Source organism: Rhizobium sp. P1_E1 (genome assembly GCF_056406015.1).
This window is the reverse complement of the sequence record NZ_JBFUAY010000042.1, coordinates 1-21690: the sequence shown is the minus strand read 5'-3', so window position 1 is coordinate 21690 and position 21690 is coordinate 1. Positions and strand designations below refer to the sequence as shown.

The window sequence follows — 21690 nt, the reverse complement described above, 5'->3', positions numbered from 1 at the left end:
CGAAAAGCTTCGCCCGGCTATGCACTGAATTTGGCCCGGGATTGCTGGGCCTCAGCCTTCGACGGGCAATCGCAGTGTCACCACCGTGCCTCGGCCGAGCTCGCTTTCCAGACGGAGATGGCCCCGTGCTTCCCGAACGAATCGATTCACCATCGGCAATCCGAGGCCGCCAAGCCCCGATGCTTTCGTCGTGAAGAACGGATCGCTCGCCCTGCGTAGCACATCTTCTGTCATCCCGAGACCATTGTCCGAAATCCGCAATTCGATCCCGGCTGCGGCGCGTTCGTCGTCGATGGAGGTGGCTATGATTGAAATCACGCCGCCATCCGGCATGGCGTCGCGCGCGTTGAGCAGCAGGTTCATAATGGCGCTTTGCAGCCCTACGCGGCTGCATCGGAAGATCGGAAGCGTCTCGCTGGCATATATCTCGAACGCGATATTGCGATCCCAGGTCGCTTTGGCCAGGGCTTCGATCTCCATCAGGCAAGCCCTGATGTCGACCGGCTCGGCGGCGGCATTGCCGTCGCTCGCAAGGCGCATCGTCTGCTGAACGAGCGTTCCTGCACGCTGAAGCGAAATCCTGGCACTGGCGAAGATCGGCAGGAGGGTAGGGGCCATCTCGATGTCGGGACTGCGTGAAATCATGTTCAGCGCGGAGGTGGCGACCTGGATCAGATTGCCCAGATCGTGGACGACGCCAAATATGCCGTCGGCAGAATTTGCATCGAAGGCAATCGCATCCGGTCGAGTGTGGGAAAAGTAAGCTTCATCAGCGAGGATGTTGGTATCTGACTGCGACATGCTTTGCTCCTCATCCGCTCCAGCAACAGACATGTCGTTCCCGAGCAAATGGAGGCTATGACGCGAGCGGGGTTGTAGTCGATTGGTTCAAGGGTGAGGGAAAGCAATACCGTCGTATGGTCGCGCGCCGGATGCCGTTACCCTATTTTGGTCAGGAAAGCTGGGTAGCCTCGAACATGGCGGTCAGCCCAATGCCTCCGCCGATACCGATCATGGCCAGGCCGGTCGCGCCCGGCGCCCATCCGCTGAGGTCGCGGATCAGCTGGCTGTATAGTCGGGTAACGAGGATTGCGCCGGACGCCCCGAACGGGTGGCCCAAGGCAATCGCTCCGCCGTTCCTGTTGATCGTATCGGCAGGAATATCGAGCTGATCCAGCGATGCCAGAACCTGGGCCGCGAAGGCCTCGTTGAATTCGATGGCATCGATGTCGGAGAGCGAGAGCCCGGACTGACGCTGCAGCAGCTTCCTGGTCGAGGCGACCGGCCCGATACCAAGCAGATTGGGATCCACACCGGCAGCGGCGCTATCGATGAAGGCAAGGCCCTTTTCGATGCCCATGCTTCTCGCCATTGCGCGGCTCATGACAAGTACCAGGCAGGCGCCGTCGTTCAGCGGGCAGGCATTGCCTGCTGTCACCGAACCATCGGCCAGGAAGACCGGCCGGAGGTTTGCGAGCGCCGGGAGGGATGTGGAGGCACGTGGGCATTCGTCCCGTTCGATCTGACCATGGCTGGTGGGAATTTCAACGATCTCGGGCCGAAAGATGCCCGCCTCGGCCGCCTGCACGGCGAGCCGGTGGCTGCGCAGGGCGAATTCATCCTGTCTCTGGCGCGTTATGCCGAACTGCCGCGCGACGTTTTCGGCGGCAATTCCCATTTCCGGATCGCCGATCGTTTCAGGCGAAAACCGGGCGCGCCCGTAAAATCGCGGCGGCATCCCATTCGCCTTTGGTCTTTCGACGCGCCATGGCGCGGTGCTGACACTCTCCACGCCGCCGGCCAGAAAGCACGACCCGCCTTTCGCCTGGATCAGACGGGCTGCGGTGATGATCGCTTCCAGACCCGAGCCGCATTGCCGATCGATAGTCACGCCCGGAACCGCCATGGGCAGACCTGCGGTGAGGGCTGCCAGCCGCGCGATGTTTCCACCGCCACCTGCGGCGTTGCCCACCAGAACGTCGTCTATGGTGTCGGGGGCAATTCCCGTTTCGGAAAGGATCCGATGAATGATCGGCGCAAGCAGGTCTTCCGCCGCGACAGTCGCAAGCGATCCGAAAGCCCGGCCGATCGGCGACCGGTAGGCGGCAACCACGACTGGCTGCCAATCCTCGTCAGGCTGAAAGGCGTAGGACAAGATCGTCTCCAGAAACCACGGCCCGCTCCACTTGCCCCCTCGAGATTTTCCCGCTGCTCGTCATCGGCCAGGACCTTATATGATAGAATTGCTTGGGGATCTTGTACTTCCCGAGCATCTGCGCGCAATGATCGGCCAGGATTTTCGGGTCCATCGTCTCTCCCGAGACAACGGCGACGATCCGTTGGCCGAAATAGGCGTCCGGCAGCCCGAAGACAACGGCATCCTCTACACCGGGGCAGGCCTTGAGCGCACTCTCGACTTCGGCGGGATAAACGTTGTTGCCGCCTGATATCATCATGCCGCCCGCCCTGCCGATCACCCGCAGCATGCCATTGGCATCGAGTTCGCCGAGATCTCCAACCGTCGCTCCGGCTTCTGTGACCCGGAAGGCCTGACCGTCATCGCCCCAGAGATATCCATCCGCGATCAGGTCGCTTCTGACGAATATGGTTCCCGCCACATCGATCCCGACATCCTTTTCATCGGGGTCGCGAATGGAGATTTCCACGCCGGGATAGGCTCGTCCGACCCGGTCGATCGGAAAATCGATCTCGCCGCCCGCGAGGGTCGAGACGGTCATGAAACCAATCTCGGATGCGCCGTAATATTCCCGGATGCGCGCCTTCGGAAACAGGCGGCGCATGGATTCCACACCGTTGACATCGAGCTTTGCGCCGGCAGTGAGGACATCACGCAGGGAGGCCAGGGCCGGTTCACCCGTCCAGGCCCTGGCAATCCCGGCTATATGGGTGGGAACGGCGACCAGCCGTTCGATCCCTTCCGAGAAGAGGGCGCGTGCGACCGCACTAGGCTCCCATTTCCGGACTGAATGGAAGGTTGCCCCGGCATCAAGAGCTTCGACCAGCGCATAAAGCGCCAGGCCATGAGCCAAGGCTCCCGGGCACATTGTCGAGGGGGCGTCTTCGAGCTCGAAAACGACGCGTCCGCGATCGAGGCTCCGGCGCCATTGCTCGCGCGAGCGACAATAGGCTTTCGGCTCGGCAGTGGTCCCCGACGTGAAGCCGATCAGAAAGATCTTATCGGCATCGACCGGCAGCTCGGCTGCACCTTGCGTCGAGGCGAGGTCGAAAGCCTCCGCTCCGGCAGCGATGACGGGAATGCCAAGTCTTCGGGCAATTTCGGCGCTTGGTCCAGCATCGTCGTCGACAATCAAAACGTCAGGCACCAGCCGCTCGATTATGCGTTCGATTCTTTCCGCCGGCATCATCGGGTCGACGACCGCGCAGGCATTTGGGTAGGCGGTGGCCGCCGCAAAATACTCGGCAAAGGCGATATGGTTGCCAAGGCTGAGAGCGGCAAGCTTCTCCACACCGGGCAGATCGAGCGTGCGGCGGTTCGAGCGAGGGAGATCTTGGAGAAAGCGATAAATTGCCTTGGCGCGGACATAGAGCTCGCCATAGCTGAGCGAACGCCCGTCGATCACCAGCGCCGGCTTGTCCGGTGTCTCCGTTGCATGTCGAAGAAGCTGCACATGGATCGGCATGGACACCCGCGGGTTTGAATGATCGGCCGTCAGCCCGGAGACAGAGCGGCTCTGGTCGTTTCGGGAATCGGCGTCGGGCGGCTGTCGGAGAGGCCGACGCAGACCCAGACGAAATGCGCCGATGCGCAATGGGCGCCATCGCGCTGGCGAAAGAGTTCGATCGCAAAGGACAGGCTCGTGCGCCCGATTTTCTCCACGTCCACCTTTGCCTCGACAACATCGTCAAGGTCGATGGGGCTGTGAAAGGTGATCTCCGCCTTCTTCACGTGATAGGCGACGCCGGAGGAAGTGTGGCGGAAATGGCTGAGAATTTGCCGTTGCCGCAGGAACTCGACGACTGCATCCTCGCAATAGTCGAGATAACGGGAATTGTGGACATGACCATAGATGTCGATGTCTCGCATCGAGACCCGGAACGATGCTAAAGGCCYGTCGTCAACGCTCATTCGATCACCGAAAATTCGACGGGGTGATCTAACCGCAGTGTGTGGGGGATGCAATGCAATATCAGGCGGTCGTGCGAAAATTCGGCCCGGCTCAGGATGTCGTCGAACTCGAGCAGGCTGCGCTGCCGCCGCTGCGGCGCGATGAGGTGAGGGTGCGCCTGCTGGCGCGGGCGATCAATCCGTCCGATATCATCACCATATCAGGAGCCTATAGCGGACGCACCACATTGCCCTTCATTCCGGGCTTCGAAGCGTTCGGCGTGATTGAACAGTGCGGTGAAGAGGTTCATGGGCTTTCCCCCGGAACACGCGTGCTGCCGGTGCGCAGCGCCGGCGGCTGGCAGGAATTCAAGGATACCGATCCCGGCTGGTGCCTGCGTGTTCCGGACGAGCTCACCGACTTCGAGGCTGCGACGAGCTACGTCAATCCGATGACGGCCTGGTTGATGCTGCATGCCAAGATCGGGCTGAGGCCGGGCATGCGCATCGCCGTCAATGCCGCCGCCTCTTCGATCGGAGCGATATTGATCGATCTCGCCAACGCCGCAGGGGTGGAGCCGGTCGCCATCGTGCGCAGCGAAGGATCACTTGAGCGCCTGCGCGGCCGGGTCGAGGCTGTCATCATCGATAGGGAAGAAAGCGAAAGCGATCTGGTTGCCGGGCTCGCCGGCCGGCATGGGCTCGACGCAGTGCTCGACTGCGTCGGAGGAGCGCGCGCCGCAGTCCTCGCCGGTGCGCTGCGGCCGGGCGGACGTTTCGTGCATTACGGTCTGCTCTCGGGGCAGAGCATCCCGAATTCATTCTGGGCGTCCCATCCCGATATTTCCTTTTCCTATTTTCACCTTCGGGAATGGGTTCATTCGCAAGCCATGGGCGATGTCCAACAGGCCTATTCCGAGGTTGCGGCGCAGATCGTTTCGAAGGTCATCGCGACCGAGGTGCGCGAGGTGTTTCCTTTGGAAAATGTCAGGCAAGCCCTGCAGTCCGCGCTTCCCTTCCGAACGGGCGGCAAGGTGCTCTTGGCCTGACAGGGCTTCGCCGCTAGGCGTTTTCGTGCCGTAGCCGAGCGATGCTGATTGCCGCATGGTTCTGCTCGGCCCATCCGACCAAGGCTTTCATGGGGATGAGGAAGGATCGCCCCAGCTCCGTCAGTTCATATTCCACGCGAGGCGGAACCTGCGGATAGACGGTGCGCCGCACGAAGCCGTCCTGCTCCAGATGCTTCAGCGTCTTGGACAGCATCTGCTTCGAGATGTCTCCGATTTCACGCAGCAGTTCGTTGAAGCGCTTTTTCTCGTTTTCCAGCGCATCGAGTGTCAACAGGCTCCATTGATCACCGATGCGATCGAGCACGCCTCTGATCGGGCATCCAGCGCCGGGCTGTTGTCTTGGGTCATGCGTCTCTGACACGGCTTTCTCCTGCAATTCTCGGTCATCGCCGGCTGACCTTGGCACCAGAAACTGCCTTCTTGCCTGAGATGCAGCGGTTTCATAGACCAAGCGTCATAGTCTGTATTCTAGACTAGCTCGCCGATCCATACCAAGGAGCTTAATGCATGACATTCGGGAAATCGCTTTTCGCACTCGTCATTTTGGCGGGCATCGCCGCGCCGGCCGGCGCTTTTGCTGAATCGGCCACGCGGGATTTGAAGATCGAAGAAGCCAACCGGAAGCTGGTTGTCGAGTTCTACGACCGGTTCTTCAACAAGCACGATATCGCGGCTGCCTCGGTCGTCGCCGACGACTACCGGCAGCACAATCCTCAAGTTCCCGATGGGAAGAAGCCTTTGATTTCCTTCTTCGCCGGCTTCTTCAAGGACAATGCCCAATCGAAGGCTGAGATCGTCCGCAGCGCCGCCGATGGCGATCTGGTCTGGCTGCATGTACACGCGACGAACGGCGCAGGCGATCTCGGCCAGGCGATCGTCGATATTTTCCGCGTCAAGGACGGCAAGATCGTCGAACACTGGGACGTGATCCAGGCCGTTCCGAAAGAGGCGGCAAACAAGAACACCATGTTCTGAGCTGGATGGGGCCGGCTGCCTCGCTGGCCCCATTATCGACACAGCGCGCCTGGTTCAGCCGTCTCTCTCGTTGCTGGCGATTTCCGCCGCACTGCTCGGTCAACATTTGCCGATGGCCTAACGCCCATACGCCAAGATGGCTGGTGCCATCAACCGATCCCGTCAATCAATCCGGGGACGCTCCGATTTCGGCGTTGCCAGCCCGTGTTTGGCAAGCTCCAGGGTCAGGATACGGGTTTCGAGAAGGTTGAAGATGCGCAGGATGGCCTCGATCGCATCGAACGGTTTCGTCAGAAAATCTTTCGCGCCAAGAGAAAGCGCCCGTCGGCGCGTCGGCAATGTTGCATCGGCGGTCAAAACCAGGATCGGCAGATAGCTGTTTTCAGGAATGAGCCTTGCGAAGGTCTCCAGCAAAGCGAAGCCATCAAGATCGGGCATCATCAGGTCGAGAAGAACGAGATCCACCGGATGTTCGCGAAAGAGCCGCAACGCCTCGCGTGGCTCGGTGGTGCTGATGAGTTCGTTGAAGCCTTCGCGTTTGAGAATGCGTTCCAACAGGGAAACATTTGCGGGCTCGTCGTCGACGATCAGGATCGTCGATCGTCGCACGATGTCGGTGGGGTCTGTCATGGGCCAAACGTTTCGTCAAAGGCGTTGGAGGATATCAGCGCGCGATCAAATCATAGGCGACGTCTTCTATGGCGGACTTTCGACGGAGAGGCCTCGTCTTCGGGTTCCCTGCGTCGCCACGGGCGGGCGCGGCAAATCGACGTGGAAGGTGGCGCCACCTTCCGGACGATTACTGAAGCCGAGCGCGCCGCCCATGGCGTCGATCAGATGACGCGACAGCGCAAGCCCGAGACCGGTCCCTTCTTGACCGATACGTTCTGCTCCCAGCCGATCGAATGGGGTGAAGAGCCGGGAAACGCGTTCCGCCGGGATGCCGGGACCGGTATCGCTGACCTCGATCCGAATAGTGTCGCCGCCCATCTCGCGGTGGCTCACGGTCACGCTTCCCTGTTGACGATTGTATTTCACCGCATTGGAGAGAAGGTTCAGGAACACCTGGAGGAGACGCCGCCGGTCAGCCAGGACCGCCAGATCTCGCTCGGGCTCGACAACCTCTATGCGGATCTGCTGCTTGCCGCAGAGCGGCCTCGCAAGCGACACCGCTTCATCGATCACATCGGCGACGCGTTGCGGTTCGATGGCAAGATCCATGCGCCCGGCCTCGATCCTCGCCATGTCGAGAACCTCGTCGATCAGGCTGAGCAGATGTCTGCCGGCCCTTAGAATTTGGGCGACGCTATCCCTGGAATCCGCATCGGTGACATCCATTTCCAGAAGCTGTGCGAAGCCGAGGACGGAATTCAACGGCGTGCGTAGCTCGTGGCTCATCCGTGACAGGAATTCGCTCTTGGCGTTGCTCGCGCGAACCGCATCCTCGCGGGCGGCAAGCAGGGCCTCTTCGATTTGCTTGCGCTCGGTAATATCTCGCGTGATTTTGGAAAAACCGCGCAGGCGGCCCGCCTCATCATGCAGGGCAGTCACAACGACGTGAGACCAGAACCGAGAGCCGTCCTTGCGGATGCGCCAGCCTTCCGCCTCGGCCCGTCCGTCGCGGGCCGCCCTGGAAAGCTCTTCTGCCGGCAACGCCTCCCTGGTTTCGGCGGGATAGAAACGGGAAAAATGCTGGCCGATGATCTCTTCGGCCGCATAGCCACTGATCCGCTCCGCGCCGGCATTCCAGCTCACAACCAGCCCTGTGGTATCGAGCCCGAAAATACCGTAGTCGCTGACGCCCTCGACCAATAGCCGGAAGCGCTCCTCGCTTTCCGTCAGATCAGCCTCGCGCTTTTTCAAAAGCACGCTTGCATCTTCGAGCGCCTGTTCGAGACTGCCGAGTTCATCACGGAAGGGATCCGCTACCCTGACGACATCGCCCCGCGACAGTCGATGCGCTTGGGCTTTCAGGGCATGCACCCGACGGACGATGCTTGCCGAAAACAGGAAAACGGCGACGAGCGCTCCGGCAAAACCAAGGAAACCGGCAGCGATCATCAGGCTTCGGGACAGAGTGCGAACCCGGTCCGCGGCCTCGGTCCTCGCGTGAAGCAGATCCGCCTCCCGCCGGCTCATCGCGTCGATTTCCTGTCTCAGCACGTCGAGTACCTGCTTGCCATCGATGAGTTTGGCCGCAAGGTCTTCGCGTCCGCCGGCGCGCAGGATGTCGGCCTGTTTCAGGAGTTGGAGACGATCGACCTTCGCGACGACGAGGGTGCGGATGCGTTCGAGACGGTTCTTTTGCTCTTCATCCCGCAACCGGCGACCGACTTCGTCGAGCACGACGGGCAGTCTTTCCTCAGCCCGGTTGAAGGGATCAAGAAAATCGGTTCTGCCGGTCAACAGATAACCCCGCATCGCGGTCGCCGCTTCAGCGATCGAGGCATGGATCTCCTGAATGCCCGACTGGATCTCGAGCGTGACCCGCACCTGATCCTCGGCAATCCGGCTCTGCCGGTCGGCCACGAAGACCGAGGCGAGGGCTGCAAGCAGCAGCGCCAGCGGCACCGTGATGATGACGATACCCTTCGCGCGAAGGGGAAGGTCGGCAAAGCGCCACGCCGTCAGGCGCCCCGTCGGGGTCATTGTCGCGGTCATGGTTGCTGCTCTTTCGATGCTTCGACGAGCCCGCCGCGGACGGCCATGACCGCGGCCTGCGTCCGGTCTCCGGCGCCCAGTTTGCCGATGATGCGCTCAACGTGGATCTTCACGGTACCGGGCGAGATCTTCAGGGCCCTGGCGATCTCCTTGTTGGTCAGGCCCTCGGCCACCTTCGACAGGACTTCGCGCTCCCGGATAGTCAGGGTCTCCAAAGCGCTGCTGTTGGTCTGCGGCTTGGTGGYGGCGCGGCGCAATAGTTTTGCGACGAGCGGACCGTCGAAGAAGGCATCACCCTGAAGGACCCGCCGGATCGTGCGGAGAATGTCTTCCCGGCTGGCGTCCTTGAGCAGGTAGCCCGTAGCGCCGGCCTCGATCGCCGCTTCCAGGTAGTCGAGGCTGTCATGCATCGTGATGATCATGACGCGTGTTCCCGGCGACACGCGCCGGATCTCCCTCGTCGCGGCGAGGCCGTCYAGGCGAGGCATGCGGATGTCGAGGAGAGCGAGATCCGGTTTGTGCAGCGTACAGGCCTCCACCGCTTCCACGCCGTCGCGCACGTCCCAGGCGACATGAAAATCGTCTTCACCGCCGATCATGGCGATAAGGCCTGCACGGGCGATGTCATGATCGTCGGCGACAAGGATCGATGCCGTCATTCTGATGTCGTCTCCTGCGAAATCGGAGCGGTGGCGCGCACATGTGTGCCCCCCGAAGACCCGACGCTGATCTCGATCCGGCCGCCGAGCAGCGCCAGCCGTTCACGCATGCCGACAATGCCTAGGCGCCCGCCCCGCATCTGGGGATGGCGCAGCTCGCTGATGCCTTTGCCATCATCGATCACTTCGAGATGCGCTTCGCCCGCGCCATCCTCGAAGAGACGGACGACCAGGCGGCTCGCCTCGGCGTGCTTGATGACATTGGTGATCGCTTCCTGCGCGACACGATAGAAGATGATTCCCGTCGATGCCGGCCAGCGATCGGCGGCGGCATCGAGATCGGCGATCACCTCGAGATCATCGATCGCATCGAGACGCGTACGCAGGGCCGCGGCGACGCCGAGATCATCGAGCTCGGGCGGGCGAAGATCGGCGATGGCCGCCCTGAGATCGGCAACGGAATGGCGCGCGAGCGCGGCGAGCTGGTCGATTTCGGGTTTCAGGGCGTGCGCGTCGCCGATGCGGGCCGCAAGGTCCTGCAGCCGATAGCTTAGGCCTGCTACAAATTGCGCCGAGCCGTCGTGAAGATCGAGCGCCACCCGCTGCCGCTCCTGCTCCTGCGACTGGATCAGCTGCGCGACAAGGGCCGCGAGCTCACTGCGCTGCCGCTGGAGATCGCCGAGAAGCGCCTGATTTTCCGCCGCCTGCCGGTTAAGATTGTAGGCGTCGGCGAGCTGCCCCGCCACCACCTCCAATGTCTGCCGGTCGTCGGCATCGATGGCGCGCGCTTTTGACGATCCGATGATCGTCAGGCAGAGATCGGAACCGGCTTGCGAGGCAAATAAGATGTTATCGCTTTCCGGGCTCGTTGACTTACCCACCGACAGCTGCACGGGTACTTTTCCCTGGAACGACGGAAAAACGAGCCTGGCAAGCGATGCTCCCGCGAAGTCTGCAAGCCGGGACAGAGCATCCAGGGCAGCCGTTTCGAATGCCGCGGCATCGAGCAGGTTCTGCACTTCGATGATGAAACGCAGACGAGCCGCCCGCGCTTCCGCGGCCCGGTAAAGAGCCCGCAGTTCTGCAACGTTTGGCGAGTGCGTTTGACTTGTATCGTGCTCCATGCCGAACAGGACTGCTCCGAAGATGAATGACGCCGGCACGATAGTCATTCCGGCGGGAATGTCATCTATGCCGTTCGGCAGATCGGATCGAAGCCACCCGGCAGATGAGGCGGCAGCACAGGATACTTAAATTGCTGGTCATGCGGTTGACCGATGCGATGTCCGCCGGAACCGCCACATAGGAAAGTCAAAATGCGTACCATCATTGCTGCCGCCCTCGTTCTCGGTTTCGTACAGGTCCAGTCGGCCGCGGCGGCTACCGAAATCGCAACCTGTGCGCCGACAAGCGAGCCGGAAATCGCCAAGCTCTTCGACCGCTGGAATACCTCGCTCGCGACGCTGAGCCCCCAGGAGGTCGCCAAGAACTACAGTGAGGACTCCGTGCTTCTCGCGACCTTGTCGGACAAACCTCGTCTGACGCAGACGGAGCGGATCGACTATTTCGAGCATTTCCTGGCGAACGAGCCCAAAGGCCACATCGACAGCCGCGACATCCAGATCGGATGTAACTGGGCCGTCGACGTCGGCACTTACACCTTCAGCCTGAAGGACGGCTCGAAGGTTCCGGCCCGCTACACCTATACCTATGAGTTCAAGGACGGGAATTGGCTGATCACCTCGCACCACTCTTCGATGATGCCGGAGAAGTAAGGCTTCATCGTTCTGTTGGTCCGTCAGGGAGACTCCGTGTTCACCCCGCGCGGGGTCTCCTGACTGCTGACGAAGCACGCCAACGTCTCTTTCGTCATGCTCGGGCCTCTGCCGAGCGCGCCGGAAGCTTTGACGGCCGAACCGGATCGAGAGTAGCATCCTCACGGCAGCGGCAAGGTGGTCAAAGCGGCCGGCCCGGTGGAGATGCAATGATGAAAGACAAACCTTTCCTCCTGACGTTCGCGGCGCTGGCAGTTGGTTCGGCATGGCCAATTTCTAACGCCTTCGCTGCCGCACAGCCTATCTTCTGGAGCGCTTTACGGCCGGCCGATCAGCCCAAAGCGACAGTGCCGCTGTCGGGCAAGGCGGTGAGCGGCCCACAGGGCGAAACACTCGCCTGGCATGGCGAGGAACATCCGATCGAATTGACGGGCTTCGTTCTGCCGATCGACCAGGACGGCGATCTTGTCTACGAATTCATGCTCGTGCCTTGGGCCGGAGCCTGCAGTCACATGCCGTCTCCTCCACCCAACCAACTGGTTCGTGTCGTTCCGGAAGAGCCATTGCACCTGGCAAGAATGTACGAGAGTGTCACCGTGACGGGTAACCTGCGACCCGGCCTGGATCAGGCGCAATTCTTCATGATCGACGGTGACCGCGTCCTCACCTACGGCTACAGCATAAGCCATGCCCAGGTAGCGACAGTAACGGCGACGACTGATCCCGATCTGCTGTCACTTTCGCCTTTCGGCATTCTGCCTCGCTAGAACAGGATGATTTTAGGCCTGTTCGGCCTAAAATCTAAATCCGTTCGAAGGCGCAGAGACGGCTTCTTGCATCACTCCCGCCAGTCGCGTGTATACAACGGCATATATACAAACTGCGGAGGAGTCCCTATGCCGCAATAAGCGCGTGTCTTTCAATCCGGCAATTCGCAAGCCGTCCGGCTGCCGAAGGAATTCCGCTTCGACGTCGACCAGGTGGAGGTGACGCGGGAGGGCGATGCTGTGATCCTTCGGCCACGGGCCGATCGCGGCATGCGGTGGGCATCGTTGCATAGCGCCTTGGAGCGCGGCCTCAGCGACGATTTCATGGCGGAAGGGCGGGAGCAGCCGGAGGGGCAGGACAGGCCTGATCTTCAGGACCTGTTCAAGTGATCACACATCTTATCGACACCAATGCGCTAATCGCCCTGATCGGCAGAAAATCCGAAATACTGCTGAAGCGCGTGATCGACAGCGACGAGAGATCGATCGGGCTGTCGACCGCGGTGATGCACGAGCTCTATCATGGCGCCTATAAAAGCACGAAAACTTCCTACAATCTCGAAACCCTGCGCCTGTTCGTGGCGGATTTCTCAGTCGTCGGCTTCGAGCAGGAGGATGCGTTGGCCGCTGGGGAGATCCGTGCCGCATTGGCGGCAAAGGGAACGCCGATCGGCCCCTATGATGTTCTGATCGCCGCTCAGGCGAGGACCCGGGATCTGGTTCTCGTCACCAACAATGTCGGGGTATTCCGCCGCGTCGATGGTCTGCTTGTCGAGGACTGGACGGTCGGGCGATAGATCCCGCCTCCGATGAAAAAATGCCCGGGCGCAGCCGAAACTGCGCCCGGGTAAAATGCTGCCGATCAGACGAGGTCGAAGCGGTCGGCGTTCATGACCTTGTTCCAGGCGGCGACGAAGTCCTTGACGAACTTCCCCTTGGCGTCGGCCTGGCCGTAGACTTCGGCGAAGGCGCGAAGCTGCGAGTGCGAGCCGAAGATCAGGTCAACGCGGGTGCCGGTCCACTTGGCAGCGCCGGTCTTGCGGTCGCGGCCTTCATAGACGCCTTCCTTGCCGGCGACAGGAACCCACTGCGTGCCCATGTCGAGCAGGTTGACGAAGAAGTCGTTCGTCAGCGTCTCGGGACGCGAGGTGAAGACGCCGTGCTCGGGGGCGCCGGCCTTCAGCACGCGCAGGCCGCCGACGAGGGCGGTCATTTCAGGTCCGGTCAGCGTCAGCAACTGGGCGCGGTCGACGAGCGCTTCTTCCGGCTTCATGAACTGATGGCGCTTGCCGTTCACGTAATTGCGGAAGCCGTCGATACGCGGCTCGAGCGCTGCGAAGGAATGCGCGTCGGTCTGGGCTTCGGAAGCATCCATGCGGCCCGGCGTGAAGGGCACGCTGACGGCGTTGCCGCCGGCCGCTGCCGCCTTCTCGACACCGGCAGCACCGGCGAGAACGATCAGGTCGGCCAGCGAGATCTTCTTGGCCCCGGTCTGGGCGGCGTTGAAGTCCTTCTGGATGCCTTCGAGAACGCCGAGCACCTTGGCGAGCTGGGCGGGCTGATTGGCGTCCCAGTCCTTCTGCGGGGCAAGACGGACGCGCGCGCCATTGGCGCCGCCGCGCTTGTCGGAGCCGCGGAAGGTCGAGGCCGACGCCCAGGCGGTCGAGACCAGTTCCTGCACGGTAAGGCCGGTGGCGAGAACCTTTTCCTTCAGTTCGGCAATGTCCTTGTCGTCGACGAGCGGATGGTCGACGGCCGGGATCACATCCTGCCAGATCAGGTCTTCGGCCGGAACTTCCGGGCCGAGATAGCGCACCTTCGGTCCCATGTCGCGGTGGGTCAGCTTGAACCAGGCGCGGGCGAAAGCGTCGGCGAACTCGCCGGGATTTTCGAGGAAGTGGCGCGAGATCTTCTCGTAGGTCGGATCGAAACGCAGCGCGAGATCGCTCGTCAGCATGGTCGGCAGGTGCCTCTTCGAGGCGTCGTAGGCATCCGGAATGGAGGCTTCGGCATTTTTGGCCTGCCACTGCTTCGCGCCGGCCGGGCTCGTCGTCAGTTCCCATTCGAAGGCGAAGAGGTTTTCGAAGAAGTAGTTGCTCCACTTGGTCGGTGTCTGCGACCAGGTGACTTCGAGGCCGGCGGTGATGGCATCCTTGCCGACGCCGGTGCCGAACGAGCTCTTCCAGCCGAGACCCTGGTCCTCGATTGCGCCGCCTTCCGGCTCGGCGCCGATCAGGGACGGGTCGCCGGCGCCATGCGTCTTGCCGAAGGTGTGGCCGCCGGCGATCAGCGCCACGGTCTCTTCGTCGTTCATCGCCATGCGAGCGAAGGTTTCGCGGATGTCGCGGGCGGAAGCCAGCGGATCGGAATTGCCGTTCGGGCCTTCGGGGTTGACATAGATGAGGCCCATCTGCACGGCGCCGAGCGGCTCTGCCAGCTCGCGTTCGCCGCTGTAGCGCTCATCGCCCAGCCAGGTTCCCTCAGGGCCCCAGAACAGTTCCTCAGGCTCCCAGACGTCGGCGCGGCCGCCGGCGAAACCAAAGGTCTTGAAGCCCATGGATTCGAGCGCGACGTTGCCGGTGAGGATCAGAAGGTCAGCCCAGGAGATGCGGTTGCCGTATTTCTGCTTGATCGGCCAGAGCAGGCGGCGGGCCTTGTCGAGGTTGGCATTGTCAGGCCAGCTGTTGAGCGGCGCGAAACGCTGCTGGCCCTGGCCGGCGCCGCCGCGACCGTCGGTGATGCGGTAGGTGCCGGCGCTGTGCCAGGCCATGCGGATGAACAGGCCGCCGTAATGACCGAAATCGGCCGGCCACCAATCCTGTGAATCCGTCATCAGCGCGTGAAGATCCTTCTTCAGGCCGTCGAGATCGAGCTTTTTGAACTCCTCGGCATAGTCGAAGGCTTGCCCGAGCGGGTCGGCGCGGCCGGAATTGTGGTGAAGAATCTGCACATTCAGCTGGTCCGGCCACCAGTCGCGATTCGATCGGCTGCGAGGCGTATTGCCGTGGGCAACAGGACATTTGCCTGCGCTGTCAGTGGGATTGTCCATGATCGTCTCCTTCGTTGCTTGATCTGTCTGCGCGTAAAAAAGATGAGCCGAGCTTACGCCCCACTCTCCCCTTGTGGCAGTCTTCATATCGGAAGCGCGTCATAATTTTAAGTTGGATTTACTGATCGTTGCGATAAGCTGAGGTTATGAAGAACCTTACCCTGAAACAGCTACGTTATTTTGAAGCCCTGGCCAGAGATGGCCGCTTCCGACGCGCTGCCGACGCCTGTGCGATCTCCCAGCCGGCATTGTCAATGCAAATCAAAGAACTTGAGCAAGAGTTGGGCGGTGAGCTTTTCGAGCGTAATGCGCGTGAGRTGAAGCTGACCGCCTTCGGTCAGACCGTGGCTCTCAGGATCCGCGATATACTGCGTGGCGTGGATGAGTTGGCGGAGCTGGCGCGGACCTCGCGCGATCCCTTCCTGACGCGGCTGCGCATCGGCATCATCCCAACGATTGCACCCTATCTGTTGCCAGCGATCATCAACGATCTGAACAGGAGCTTTGCCGGTATCCAGATCGAGGTGCGTGAGACGCAGACGTCGAAGCTGGTTCAGGAGTTGGCGCAAGGCCAGCTGGACACTGCAATCGTTGCTTTGCCCGTGTCCGAACCCTCCCTGACCGAGCACGAGCTCTTCAAGGAAGAGTTCGTGCTGGTCCGGCGGCCCGAAGACGAGGGCAAGCCGGTGCCCGAACGCGAGGCGCTGCGCGAAATGCGGTTGCTGCTGCTTGAGGAAGGCCATTGCTTTCGCGATCAGGCCTTGTCGTTCTGCAAGATAGGGCCGGCCCGCCCCCGGGAAGTCATGGAAGGCAGCTCTTTATCCACTCTGGTTCAGATGGTCAGCGCCGGTATTGGCATCACCCTGATTCCGGAGATGGCTGTTCCTCTCGAAACGCGCTCGGCGCATGTTTCGATTTCGCGCTTCCAGTCTCCGCAGCCGTCGCGAACGATCGGAATGATTTGGCGCCATTCGACGCCCATGGCCAAACAGCTCGTGCAGGTTTCAGAGGCGGTTCGCCGATCAGCCGACAGCATGCGCGAACAGTATGTCGCGCGGTGATGGACCTGGTATCGCCTCGTCTCAGGACCGCCGTTTGAAGGTGTGCTCCGCTGCCGGAAACTGTCGCGACCGGACCTCGCCGGCATAAGCGGCGGCGGCGGCCGAAATCCTCTTGCCGAGTTCGTCGTAGCGCTTGACGAAACGCGGGATGAAATCGTTGAAGAGCCCCAGAATGTCGTCGGAGACCAGAACCTGACCGTCGCAGGCGGAGGAGGCGCCGATACCGATGGTCGGGATGTGCATGGCGCCGGTCACCTCGCGGGCGAGCGGCTCCACCGTGCCCTCGATGACGACGGCAAAGGCGCCAGAGCCGCCGATGGCATGAGCGTCGCGCCGGATCTTCGACGTCTCGTGTTCGGAATGACCGACCGAACGATAGCCGCCAGCGGTTTGGACCTGCTGCGGCATCAGACCGATATGCCCCATGACCGGGACCCCGCGCTTGGTCAGAAAGGCGATGGTCTCGGCCATCTCCTCGCCGCCCTCGAGCTTGATGGCATCGCAGCCGGTTTCCTGCAGGATGCGGACAGCGTTGCGGAAGGCGATCTCCTTCGATTCCTGGTAGGTGCCGAACGGCATGTCGACAACGACGCAGGCCTTGTCGACGCCGCGCATCACCGCCTTGCCGTGGGCGATCATCATGTCGAGCGTGACGCCGATGGTGGACTCCATGCCATAGAGCACCATGCCGAGCGAATCCCCGACCAGCAAGAGGTCGCAATGTTCGTCAAGCAGCCGCGCCATGGGCGTCGTATAGGCGGTCAGGCAGACGATCGGCTTGCCGCCCTTCATGGCTGAAATGCGCGCTGGTGTCAGGCGCTTCTGAATTCCGGCCGCGCTCATCTGGTCACTCCCTTTCCCGGCAAGCCCCGCCCGCCGATAACCCGGTTGCCCCCGGCAACTCGGTTGTCGACAACAACCCTGTTGTCGAGAAGCCGTGTCGAGCCGACCCGAACGAAAAGCGCCACGACGACAGGCTCTGCGATCGACGTGACCGGCTGCAGCGTTGAGGCATCCCTGACGGCGACGACCTCGGGCTTTGCCAGAGGTTCGCGACTAAGAAATGCCGTGAGCTTTGCCTCGAGTTCCGCCGGATCGGCAAGGCCGCCGGCGACCAGGCGCTCCGCCTCGTCAAGCGTCTGGGGGACAATCACCGCGGCACGCCGCTCCGCCTCGCTGAGATAGACGTTGCGCGACGACAATGCGAGGCCGTCGCTATCCCTGACCGTCGGCACGGATATCACGCGCACCGGCACGGCCAGATCGTCCACCATGCGCTTGATGATGACGACCTGTTGGTAATCCTTTTCTCCGAAATAGGCGGTCTGCGGCTGGACGATGTTGAAAAGCTTGCAGACGACAGTGGCGACGCCGGCAAAATGTCCGGGCCGGACCGCCCCTTCGAGTTCGCGGCCGAGATCGGGAACGTCGACGACAGCAAGCATCGGGCGAGGATACATATCCTCAACGCCGGGCGAAAAGAGGAAATTGACGCCGGCTTGCCTCAGCATGGTGGCATCGCGCTCCAGATCGCGCGGATATTTGCTGAGGTCTTCCGCCGGGCCGAACTGCAGCGGATTGACGAAAATCGAGACGACGACGATGTCGTTTTCGGCGCGAGCGCGCGAGACGAGCTCCATATGACCGGCGTGGAGATAGCCCATCGTCGGGACGAGGCCGACGGTCCGACCCTGCCGCCTCAGCGCATCGAGCGTATGGCGCAGCTCGTCAATGCTCGAGAAAACCCGCATATATCCTCCCCCGGTCGGTCACTCCATCTTGGGCGCGGATATGAAGTGTAATCGATGTGGCAGGYCAATGCATATTTCTCGATAAAAACGATTAGATGCAAATGGCAGCCGACGACACCAGGCTCCATTAGCTCTGGGAAACGGCATTTCGCCACAGGGCTCCCGCGCTGCGTTCGCAGGCTTGCAGTGGAACCGACGATGTGCGACTTCCGTTGCTCACCCTGTCCGTCAAGATACTATCACAGTCGGTCGCTATGGACGTTACATGGAGGACGCATGGACAAGCCCTGGAAGATCAGCCGCGGACCGATTGCGGCAACCGAGCTCGACGTGGAGAAGGCAAACGCGATCAGCACGTTGCTGATCCGGCCAGTCGGCGTCCTTCCGGCCAAGGCGGGAGATCCGGTCCTCCCTTTTGCCGTCGGCCTTTTCAATGAACTCCGACCGCTCCTGAAGCCCGATGCCGGCGTCACGACGCTGCGGCGGGCGACCGCTGCCTATGTCCACTGCCGGCGCTACTATTTTGCCAGCGCCCAGCCCGATTCCATGCGCCACGGCCTTGACGGCGAACCCGTCGAACCACTGTCGTCCGAAGACCGGATGGTCGCGCAAAAACGCTTCCTGAGCGTCAAGCAGACCACCGGTAAGACAGACGCGCCAGAGCCGACACCACCGGTTCCTCCTCCCTCGTTGAGCAAAAGCGAACAGATCCGCGCAGCCCTCCTCGGCAAGAGAAGCGCCGTCAGCTAGAGCGGGGATGAGGTTTGCTCAAACAAGCTACCTTGAAGTCGTTTGCAGTTTGCCGCGTGATGGTGCGGAGAACTTTTCCAGTTTGCATAGATCGTTTCGCTGGCTCCAGCTGGTCGATCTCCTCAAAGCCTCATATCTCGACATTTGCTCGGCTCGTTCCTGAGTGCGCCAAGCAAGGCCGGAACCGTGGTCGTCATTCTGAAGGGCAATAGTTGGAGCATGATATTGTCTTTCGGGGCGATCAATATCCGCGAGCGTCACGTTGGCCCCAAACTTTCGTGTGTAACTCAGGTATTGATTGCTTTACATAGATTTAACGTAATGACGCTAATTTTAGCATAATCCAGAACCAAGTTCGGACTTGCTAGAACGATGCGTTTCCTGATTGCAGCCTCCTTACTCGCATTGGCCGTCGTCCAGCCTGGCGCGGCCGCCGATCTTTCCGCGTATAAGCGGCCGCTGACAGTCCCTTTCGAGGGCGTGACGGCCTACTCCCCTCAACTGGCGACGCTCGGCAAGATGCTGTTCTTCGACCCGCGGCTTTCCGGCAACAAGAACATGACCTGCGCCAGCTGTCATAACCCTTCCTTCGGCTTCGAGACACCGGTGACGACGCCGATCGGCGCGGCCAATACCGCGCTCGCGCGCCAGGCGCCGACGGTCCTGAATGTTGCCTGGGTCTCGCCCTTCTTCTGGGATGGCCGCGCGCCGAACCTGGAGGAGCAAGCGGCAGGTCCGATTACGGCTGCCGCAGAAATGAACGGCAAGCTCGACACCGCCGTGACCGAAATGCAGGGCATACCTGATTACAAGAAGTGGTTCGACGAGGTATTCCCTGACAAGGGCGTCACCAAGGAGACGATGCTGACGGCGATCGCCACCTATGAGCGGACAGTGGTTTCCAACTGGTCGCCCTTCGACCGCTGGGTGGACGGCGACGAGAAGGCGGTCTCCGACAGCGCCAAACGGGGCTTCGAGCTGTTCACCGGCGCCGCCGGCTGTTCCTCCTGCCACACAGGCTGGAACTTCACCGACAACAAGTTCCATGACATCGGCTTGCCGAGCGACGATATCGGCCGCTACAAGATCGATGCGAGCAGCCCTGACAACAAATATGCCTTCAAGACGCCCGGCCTGCGCAACACGCTCTACCGTGGCCCCTATATGCATGACGGCAGCCTGAAGAGCATGGACGAGGTGATCGTCCATTATGAAAGCGGCGGCGTCAGCCGTCCGTCCCTTGATCGGGCGATGTCTCCCTTCCTGCTGACGGACCAGGAGAACAAAGATCTGATCGCGTTCTTGGGAACTCTGACAGCCGAAAAGCAAGACATCCCCCTGCCGACGCTGCCGAACTGAGGTGCAGGCAATGAAACTCTCCATACGCATGCAGATTCTCGCTCCGATGGTGGTCACGATCGTCGTCGGCTTCGGCAGCGCATTCCTGATCGGCTACCAGGCGATCCTCGGCCAGACCCAGGTCGCTGCGGTGGTGCAGGAGGCGGTGAACGCCAAGATAGCCTCGGCCCATATCGAACAGCAGTTCAAGGAAGCCACTTCCGTGGTGGACCGGGTGCTGTCGATGACGAACTTCGTCCCGGCGGCCGAGATCAAGGCCGGGTTCGAAGAGAGCAACGGCGCGCTGGTGCAGTCGCTCGATAAGCTTGGCAGCGTCGATCTCGCCGGTTCACTGACCGAGGGCGTCCGGTCGCTCCGCCAGGCCCATGATGCCTGGGAAAAGGACGTCAGGATCAGTCTCGGGCTGCAGCAGGCGGACGAAGTCCCGACGGCCGAGAAGCTGGCGCGCTCGCAGCAGGCGATCCTTACCGGCATTGCCGCCGTCAATACGATCGTCGACAAAATAGCAACCGAGAGCGTCGCTGCCGCCGGCAGCGCGCTGGAATCGAAGATCGAAATCGAACTGGCATTGGGGGCCATTGCCGCGATCGTTGGCCTCGGCATTCTCATCGCCATCGCCCGGCATGTGTCGCGCCCGATCCAGCGCATCACCCAATCCATGCAGGAACTCGCAGCCGGTGAGACGGATAAGGTGATCCCCTATGCGGGGCGTCGCGACGAAATCGGCCTGATGGCCGGTTCGGTGGAAGTCTTCCGTCAGAATGCCATCGCCCGCGGACAACTCGAAAGCGAGGCCGAGGAGAACCGTCGCCTGGCGGAAGCAAACCGGCTGGCGGACCAGGAGCAGGCGGAGCTGAGCGCGGCGGAACGGCTGACGGTCGCCACCTCAGGCCTTGCCGCCGGCCTGAAGCGGCTCGCCCAGGGCGATCTCGCCTTCAAGCTGGCGGATGCGTTCGCGCCGGAATTCGAGCCGCTGAGGCATGATTTCAACGCCTCCGTCAAGCAACTCGGCGATACGCTTCTTTCCGTTTCCGAAAGCGTTTCGATCATCAATTCAGGCACTCGCGAAATCAGCAACGGCTCAAACGAACTCTCCGGCCGCACCGAACGGCAGGCGGCGACGCTCGAACAGACCGCCGCGGCGCTGAACGCCGTTACCGCCAAGGTCACGGAAGCTTTCGAGATCGCCAAAGAGRCTCGCAGCGTCGCCGACGACGCCAACCGCAGCGCCATGGCTTCGGGCAAGGTGGTGGCCCAGACGGTCGAGGCCATGGATCAGATCCAGGAATCCTCCAAGCAGATCAACAACATCATCGGCGTCATCGATCAGATTGCCTTCCAGACCAATTTGCTGGCGCTCAACGCCGGTGTGGAGGCCGCCCGCGCCGGCGAAGCCGGCAAAGGTTTCGCCGTTGTCGCCCAGGAAGTACGCGAACTTGCGCAACGCTCGGCCCAAGCCGCCAAAGAGATCAAGGACCTGATCGGGCGGGCATCCGCCAACGTCGCCAGCGGCGTTGAACTGGTCAGCCACACCGGCGCAGCGCTTGGCGATATCGGCCGCTTCATTGCCGATATCAATCAGCGCATGGAAGCGCTGGCGGCCTCGGCGCGCGAACAGGCGACGAACCTGTCGGAGGTCAATTCGGCAATGGGCCAGCTCGACCAGGTGACCCAGCAGAACGCCTCGATGGTGGAGGAAACCACAGCCGCCAGCATCACGCTCGCC

The 21690-nt window shown here is 61.6% G+C and carries 21 protein-coding genes and 1 pseudogene; 10 read left to right on the top strand and 12 right to left on the bottom strand.

Annotated elements, in window-relative coordinates; genetic code table 11:
- Nucleotides 1-51: 51 nt before the first annotated feature.
- The 4 genes from AC1D1Z_RS16340 to AC1D1Z_RS16325 form a co-directional block, all read right to left on the bottom strand.
- The gene (locus AC1D1Z_RS16340) at nt 52-801 is read right to left on the bottom strand and encodes a sensor histidine kinase (protein ID WP_018245472.1); all 750 of its coding nucleotides are present in this window, start codon (nt 799-801) and stop codon (nt 52-54) included.
- Between the two features lie 151 nt (nt 802-952).
- Nucleotides 953-2155, bottom strand: a complete 1203-nt coding sequence (locus tag AC1D1Z_RS16335; protein WP_018245473.1) for a thiolase family protein — start codon at nt 2153-2155, stop codon at nt 953-955.
- Nucleotides 2133-3662, bottom strand: coding sequence for a class I adenylate-forming enzyme family protein (locus AC1D1Z_RS16330; protein ID WP_026188673.1), 1530 nt, complete (start codon nt 3660-3662; stop codon nt 2133-2135). Before AC1D1Z_RS16330 ends, AC1D1Z_RS16335 begins: the two co-directional genes overlap by 23 nt.
- Before the next feature lie 29 nt (nt 3663-3691).
- Nucleotides 3692-4108 (bottom strand): acyl-CoA thioesterase, encoded by a 417-nt coding sequence (locus tag AC1D1Z_RS16325; protein ID WP_477851213.1) that lies wholly within the window; start codon nt 4106-4108, stop codon nt 3692-3694.
- Between the two features lie 53 nt (nt 4109-4161).
- On the opposite strand from AC1D1Z_RS16325, the gene AC1D1Z_RS16320 reads away from it, so the two are divergent.
- The gene (locus AC1D1Z_RS16320; protein ID WP_026188674.1) at nt 4162-5136 is read left to right on the top strand and encodes a zinc-dependent alcohol dehydrogenase family protein; all 975 of its coding nucleotides are present in this window, start codon (nt 4162-4164) and stop codon (nt 5134-5136) included.
- A 13-nt stretch (nt 5137-5149) separates the two neighbouring features.
- Here AC1D1Z_RS16320 and AC1D1Z_RS16315 read toward each other — a convergent pair whose 3' ends face one another.
- Nucleotides 5150-5518 carry a winged helix-turn-helix transcriptional regulator gene (locus tag AC1D1Z_RS16315; RefSeq protein ID WP_018245477.1) on the bottom strand — a complete coding sequence of 123 codons (369 nt, stop codon included), beginning with the start codon at nt 5516-5518 and terminating at the stop codon, nt 5150-5152.
- A gap of 146 nt (nt 5519-5664) precedes the next feature.
- Between AC1D1Z_RS16315 and AC1D1Z_RS16310 the strand changes: the two genes are divergently transcribed.
- Nucleotides 5665-6132, top strand: a complete 468-nt coding sequence (locus AC1D1Z_RS16310; protein ID WP_018245478.1) for a nuclear transport factor 2 family protein — start codon at nt 5665-5667, stop codon at nt 6130-6132.
- A gap of 162 nt (nt 6133-6294) precedes the next feature.
- Here AC1D1Z_RS16310 and AC1D1Z_RS16305 read toward each other — a convergent pair whose 3' ends face one another.
- The 4 genes from AC1D1Z_RS16305 to AC1D1Z_RS16290 form a co-directional block, all read right to left on the bottom strand.
- Nucleotides 6295-6762 carry a response regulator gene (locus AC1D1Z_RS16305; protein WP_018245479.1) on the bottom strand — a complete coding sequence of 156 codons (468 nt, stop codon included), beginning with the start codon at nt 6760-6762 and terminating at the stop codon, nt 6295-6297.
- Nucleotides 6763-6828: 66 nt separating this feature from the next.
- The gene (locus AC1D1Z_RS16300) at nt 6829-8793 is read right to left on the bottom strand and encodes a sensor histidine kinase (RefSeq protein ID WP_018245480.1); all 1965 of its coding nucleotides are present in this window, start codon (nt 8791-8793) and stop codon (nt 6829-6831) included.
- Nucleotides 8790-9452 carry a response regulator gene (locus AC1D1Z_RS16295; protein WP_477851208.1) on the bottom strand — a complete coding sequence of 221 codons (663 nt, stop codon included), beginning with the start codon at nt 9450-9452 and terminating at the stop codon, nt 8790-8792. The genes AC1D1Z_RS16300 and AC1D1Z_RS16295 overlap by 4 nt, the downstream gene beginning before the upstream one ends.
- Entirely contained in the window at nt 9449-10624 is a 1176-nt protein-coding gene (locus tag AC1D1Z_RS16290) for a sensor histidine kinase (protein ID WP_245268272.1), read from the bottom strand. Before AC1D1Z_RS16290 ends, AC1D1Z_RS16295 begins: the two co-directional genes overlap by 4 nt.
- A 144-nt stretch (nt 10625-10768) precedes the next feature.
- On the opposite strand from AC1D1Z_RS16290, the gene AC1D1Z_RS16285 reads away from it, so the two are divergent.
- The 4 genes and pseudogenes from AC1D1Z_RS16285 to AC1D1Z_RS16270 all read left to right on the top strand — a co-directional run bounded on the left by AC1D1Z_RS16285 (nt 10769) and on the right by AC1D1Z_RS16270 (nt 12791).
- Entirely contained in the window at nt 10769-11227 is a 459-nt protein-coding gene (locus AC1D1Z_RS16285) for an SgcJ/EcaC family oxidoreductase (RefSeq protein ID WP_018245483.1), read from the top strand.
- A gap of 209 nt (nt 11228-11436) precedes the next feature.
- Nucleotides 11437-11994 carry a DUF3299 domain-containing protein gene (locus tag AC1D1Z_RS16280; RefSeq protein WP_018245484.1) on the top strand — a complete coding sequence of 186 codons (558 nt, stop codon included), beginning with the start codon at nt 11437-11439 and terminating at the stop codon, nt 11992-11994.
- A 141-nt stretch (nt 11995-12135) separates the two neighbouring features.
- Nucleotides 12136-12384 (top strand): annotated as a pseudogene (locus AC1D1Z_RS16275) (antitoxin); the annotation flags it as partial.
- The gene (locus AC1D1Z_RS16270; RefSeq protein WP_018245485.1) at nt 12381-12791 is read left to right on the top strand and encodes a type II toxin-antitoxin system VapC family toxin; all 411 of its coding nucleotides are present in this window, start codon (nt 12381-12383) and stop codon (nt 12789-12791) included. The pseudogene AC1D1Z_RS16275 and the gene AC1D1Z_RS16270, both read left to right, overlap by 4 nt.
- A gap of 65 nt (nt 12792-12856) precedes the next feature.
- Here AC1D1Z_RS16270 and katG read toward each other — a convergent pair whose 3' ends face one another.
- Nucleotides 12857-15043, bottom strand: a complete 2187-nt coding sequence (gene katG, locus AC1D1Z_RS16265; RefSeq protein WP_018245486.1) for a catalase/peroxidase HPI — start codon at nt 15041-15043, stop codon at nt 12857-12859.
- Nucleotides 15044-15189: 146 nt separating this feature from the next.
- Here katG and AC1D1Z_RS16260 point away from each other — a divergent pair, with 146 nt between their 5' ends.
- Nucleotides 15190-16104, top strand: a complete 915-nt coding sequence (locus tag AC1D1Z_RS16260; protein WP_477851204.1) for a hydrogen peroxide-inducible genes activator — start codon at nt 15190-15192, stop codon at nt 16102-16104.
- Nucleotides 16105-16125: 21 nt separating this feature from the next.
- Here the strand turns inward: AC1D1Z_RS16260 and panB are convergent, their stop codons facing one another.
- Both panB and panC read right to left on the bottom strand, forming a co-directional pair.
- Nucleotides 16126-16947 (bottom strand): 3-methyl-2-oxobutanoate hydroxymethyltransferase, encoded by an 822-nt coding sequence (gene panB, locus AC1D1Z_RS16255; protein WP_018245488.1) that lies wholly within the window; start codon nt 16945-16947, stop codon nt 16126-16128.
- The gene (gene panC, locus AC1D1Z_RS16250) at nt 16944-17855 is read right to left on the bottom strand and encodes a pantoate--beta-alanine ligase (RefSeq protein ID WP_018245489.1); all 912 of its coding nucleotides are present in this window, start codon (nt 17853-17855) and stop codon (nt 16944-16946) included. The genes panB and panC overlap by 4 nt, the downstream gene beginning before the upstream one ends.
- 276 nt (nt 17856-18131) lie before the next feature.
- Between panC and AC1D1Z_RS16245 the strand changes: the two genes are divergently transcribed.
- The 3 genes from AC1D1Z_RS16245 to AC1D1Z_RS16235 form a co-directional block, all read left to right on the top strand.
- Entirely contained in the window at nt 18132-18605 is a 474-nt protein-coding gene (locus AC1D1Z_RS16245) for a ProQ/FINO family protein (protein ID WP_018245490.1), read from the top strand.
- A gap of 372 nt (nt 18606-18977) precedes the next feature.
- Nucleotides 18978-19964: a cytochrome-c peroxidase gene (locus AC1D1Z_RS16240; protein ID WP_018245491.1), complete on the top strand. Its 987-nt coding sequence runs from the start codon at nt 18978-18980 to the stop codon at nt 19962-19964.
- A gap of 10 nt (nt 19965-19974) precedes the next feature.
- Nucleotides 19975-21690 (top strand): methyl-accepting chemotaxis protein (locus AC1D1Z_RS16235; RefSeq protein WP_477851200.1); only part of this gene is annotated, 1716 nt, incomplete at its 3' end.

Coding starts and splice junctions, on each gene's coding strand:
- AC1D1Z_RS16340 (WP_018245472.1), bottom strand. CDS start 801: ATGTCGCAGTCAGATACCAACATCCTCGCTGATGAAGCTTACTTTTCC.
- AC1D1Z_RS16330 (WP_026188673.1), bottom strand. CDS start 3,662: ATGCCGATCCATGTGCAGCTTCTTCGACATGCAACGGAGACACCGGAC.
- AC1D1Z_RS16320 (WP_026188674.1), top strand. CDS start 4,162: ATGCAATATCAGGCGGTCGTGCGAAAATTCGGCCCGGCTCAGGATGTC.
- AC1D1Z_RS16310 (WP_018245478.1), top strand. CDS start 5,665: ATGACATTCGGGAAATCGCTTTTCGCACTCGTCATTTTGGCGGGCATC.
- AC1D1Z_RS16305 (WP_018245479.1), bottom strand. CDS start 6,762: ATGACAGACCCCACCGACATCGTGCGACGATCGACGATCCTGATCGTC.
- AC1D1Z_RS16300 (WP_018245480.1), bottom strand. CDS start 8,793: ATGACCGCGACAATGACCCCGACGGGGCGCCTGACGGCGTGGCGCTTT.
- AC1D1Z_RS16290 (WP_245268272.1), bottom strand. CDS start 10,624: ATGACTATCGTGCCGGCGTCATTCATCTTCGGAGCAGTCCTGTTCGGC.
- AC1D1Z_RS16285 (WP_018245483.1), top strand. CDS start 10,769: ATGCGTACCATCATTGCTGCCGCCCTCGTTCTCGGTTTCGTACAGGTC.
- AC1D1Z_RS16280 (WP_018245484.1), top strand. CDS start 11,437: ATGATGAAAGACAAACCTTTCCTCCTGACGTTCGCGGCGCTGGCAGTT.
- katG (WP_018245486.1), bottom strand. CDS start 15,043: ATGGACAATCCCACTGACAGCGCAGGCAAATGTCCTGTTGCCCACGGC.
- panB (WP_018245488.1), bottom strand. CDS start 16,947: ATGAGCGCGGCCGGAATTCAGAAGCGCCTGACACCAGCGCGCATTTCA.
- panC (WP_018245489.1), bottom strand. CDS start 17,855: ATGCGGGTTTTCTCGAGCATTGACGAGCTGCGCCATACGCTCGATGCG.
- AC1D1Z_RS16245 (WP_018245490.1), top strand. CDS start 18,132: ATGGACAAGCCCTGGAAGATCAGCCGCGGACCGATTGCGGCAACCGAG.
- AC1D1Z_RS16240 (WP_018245491.1), top strand. CDS start 18,978: ATGCGTTTCCTGATTGCAGCCTCCTTACTCGCATTGGCCGTCGTCCAG.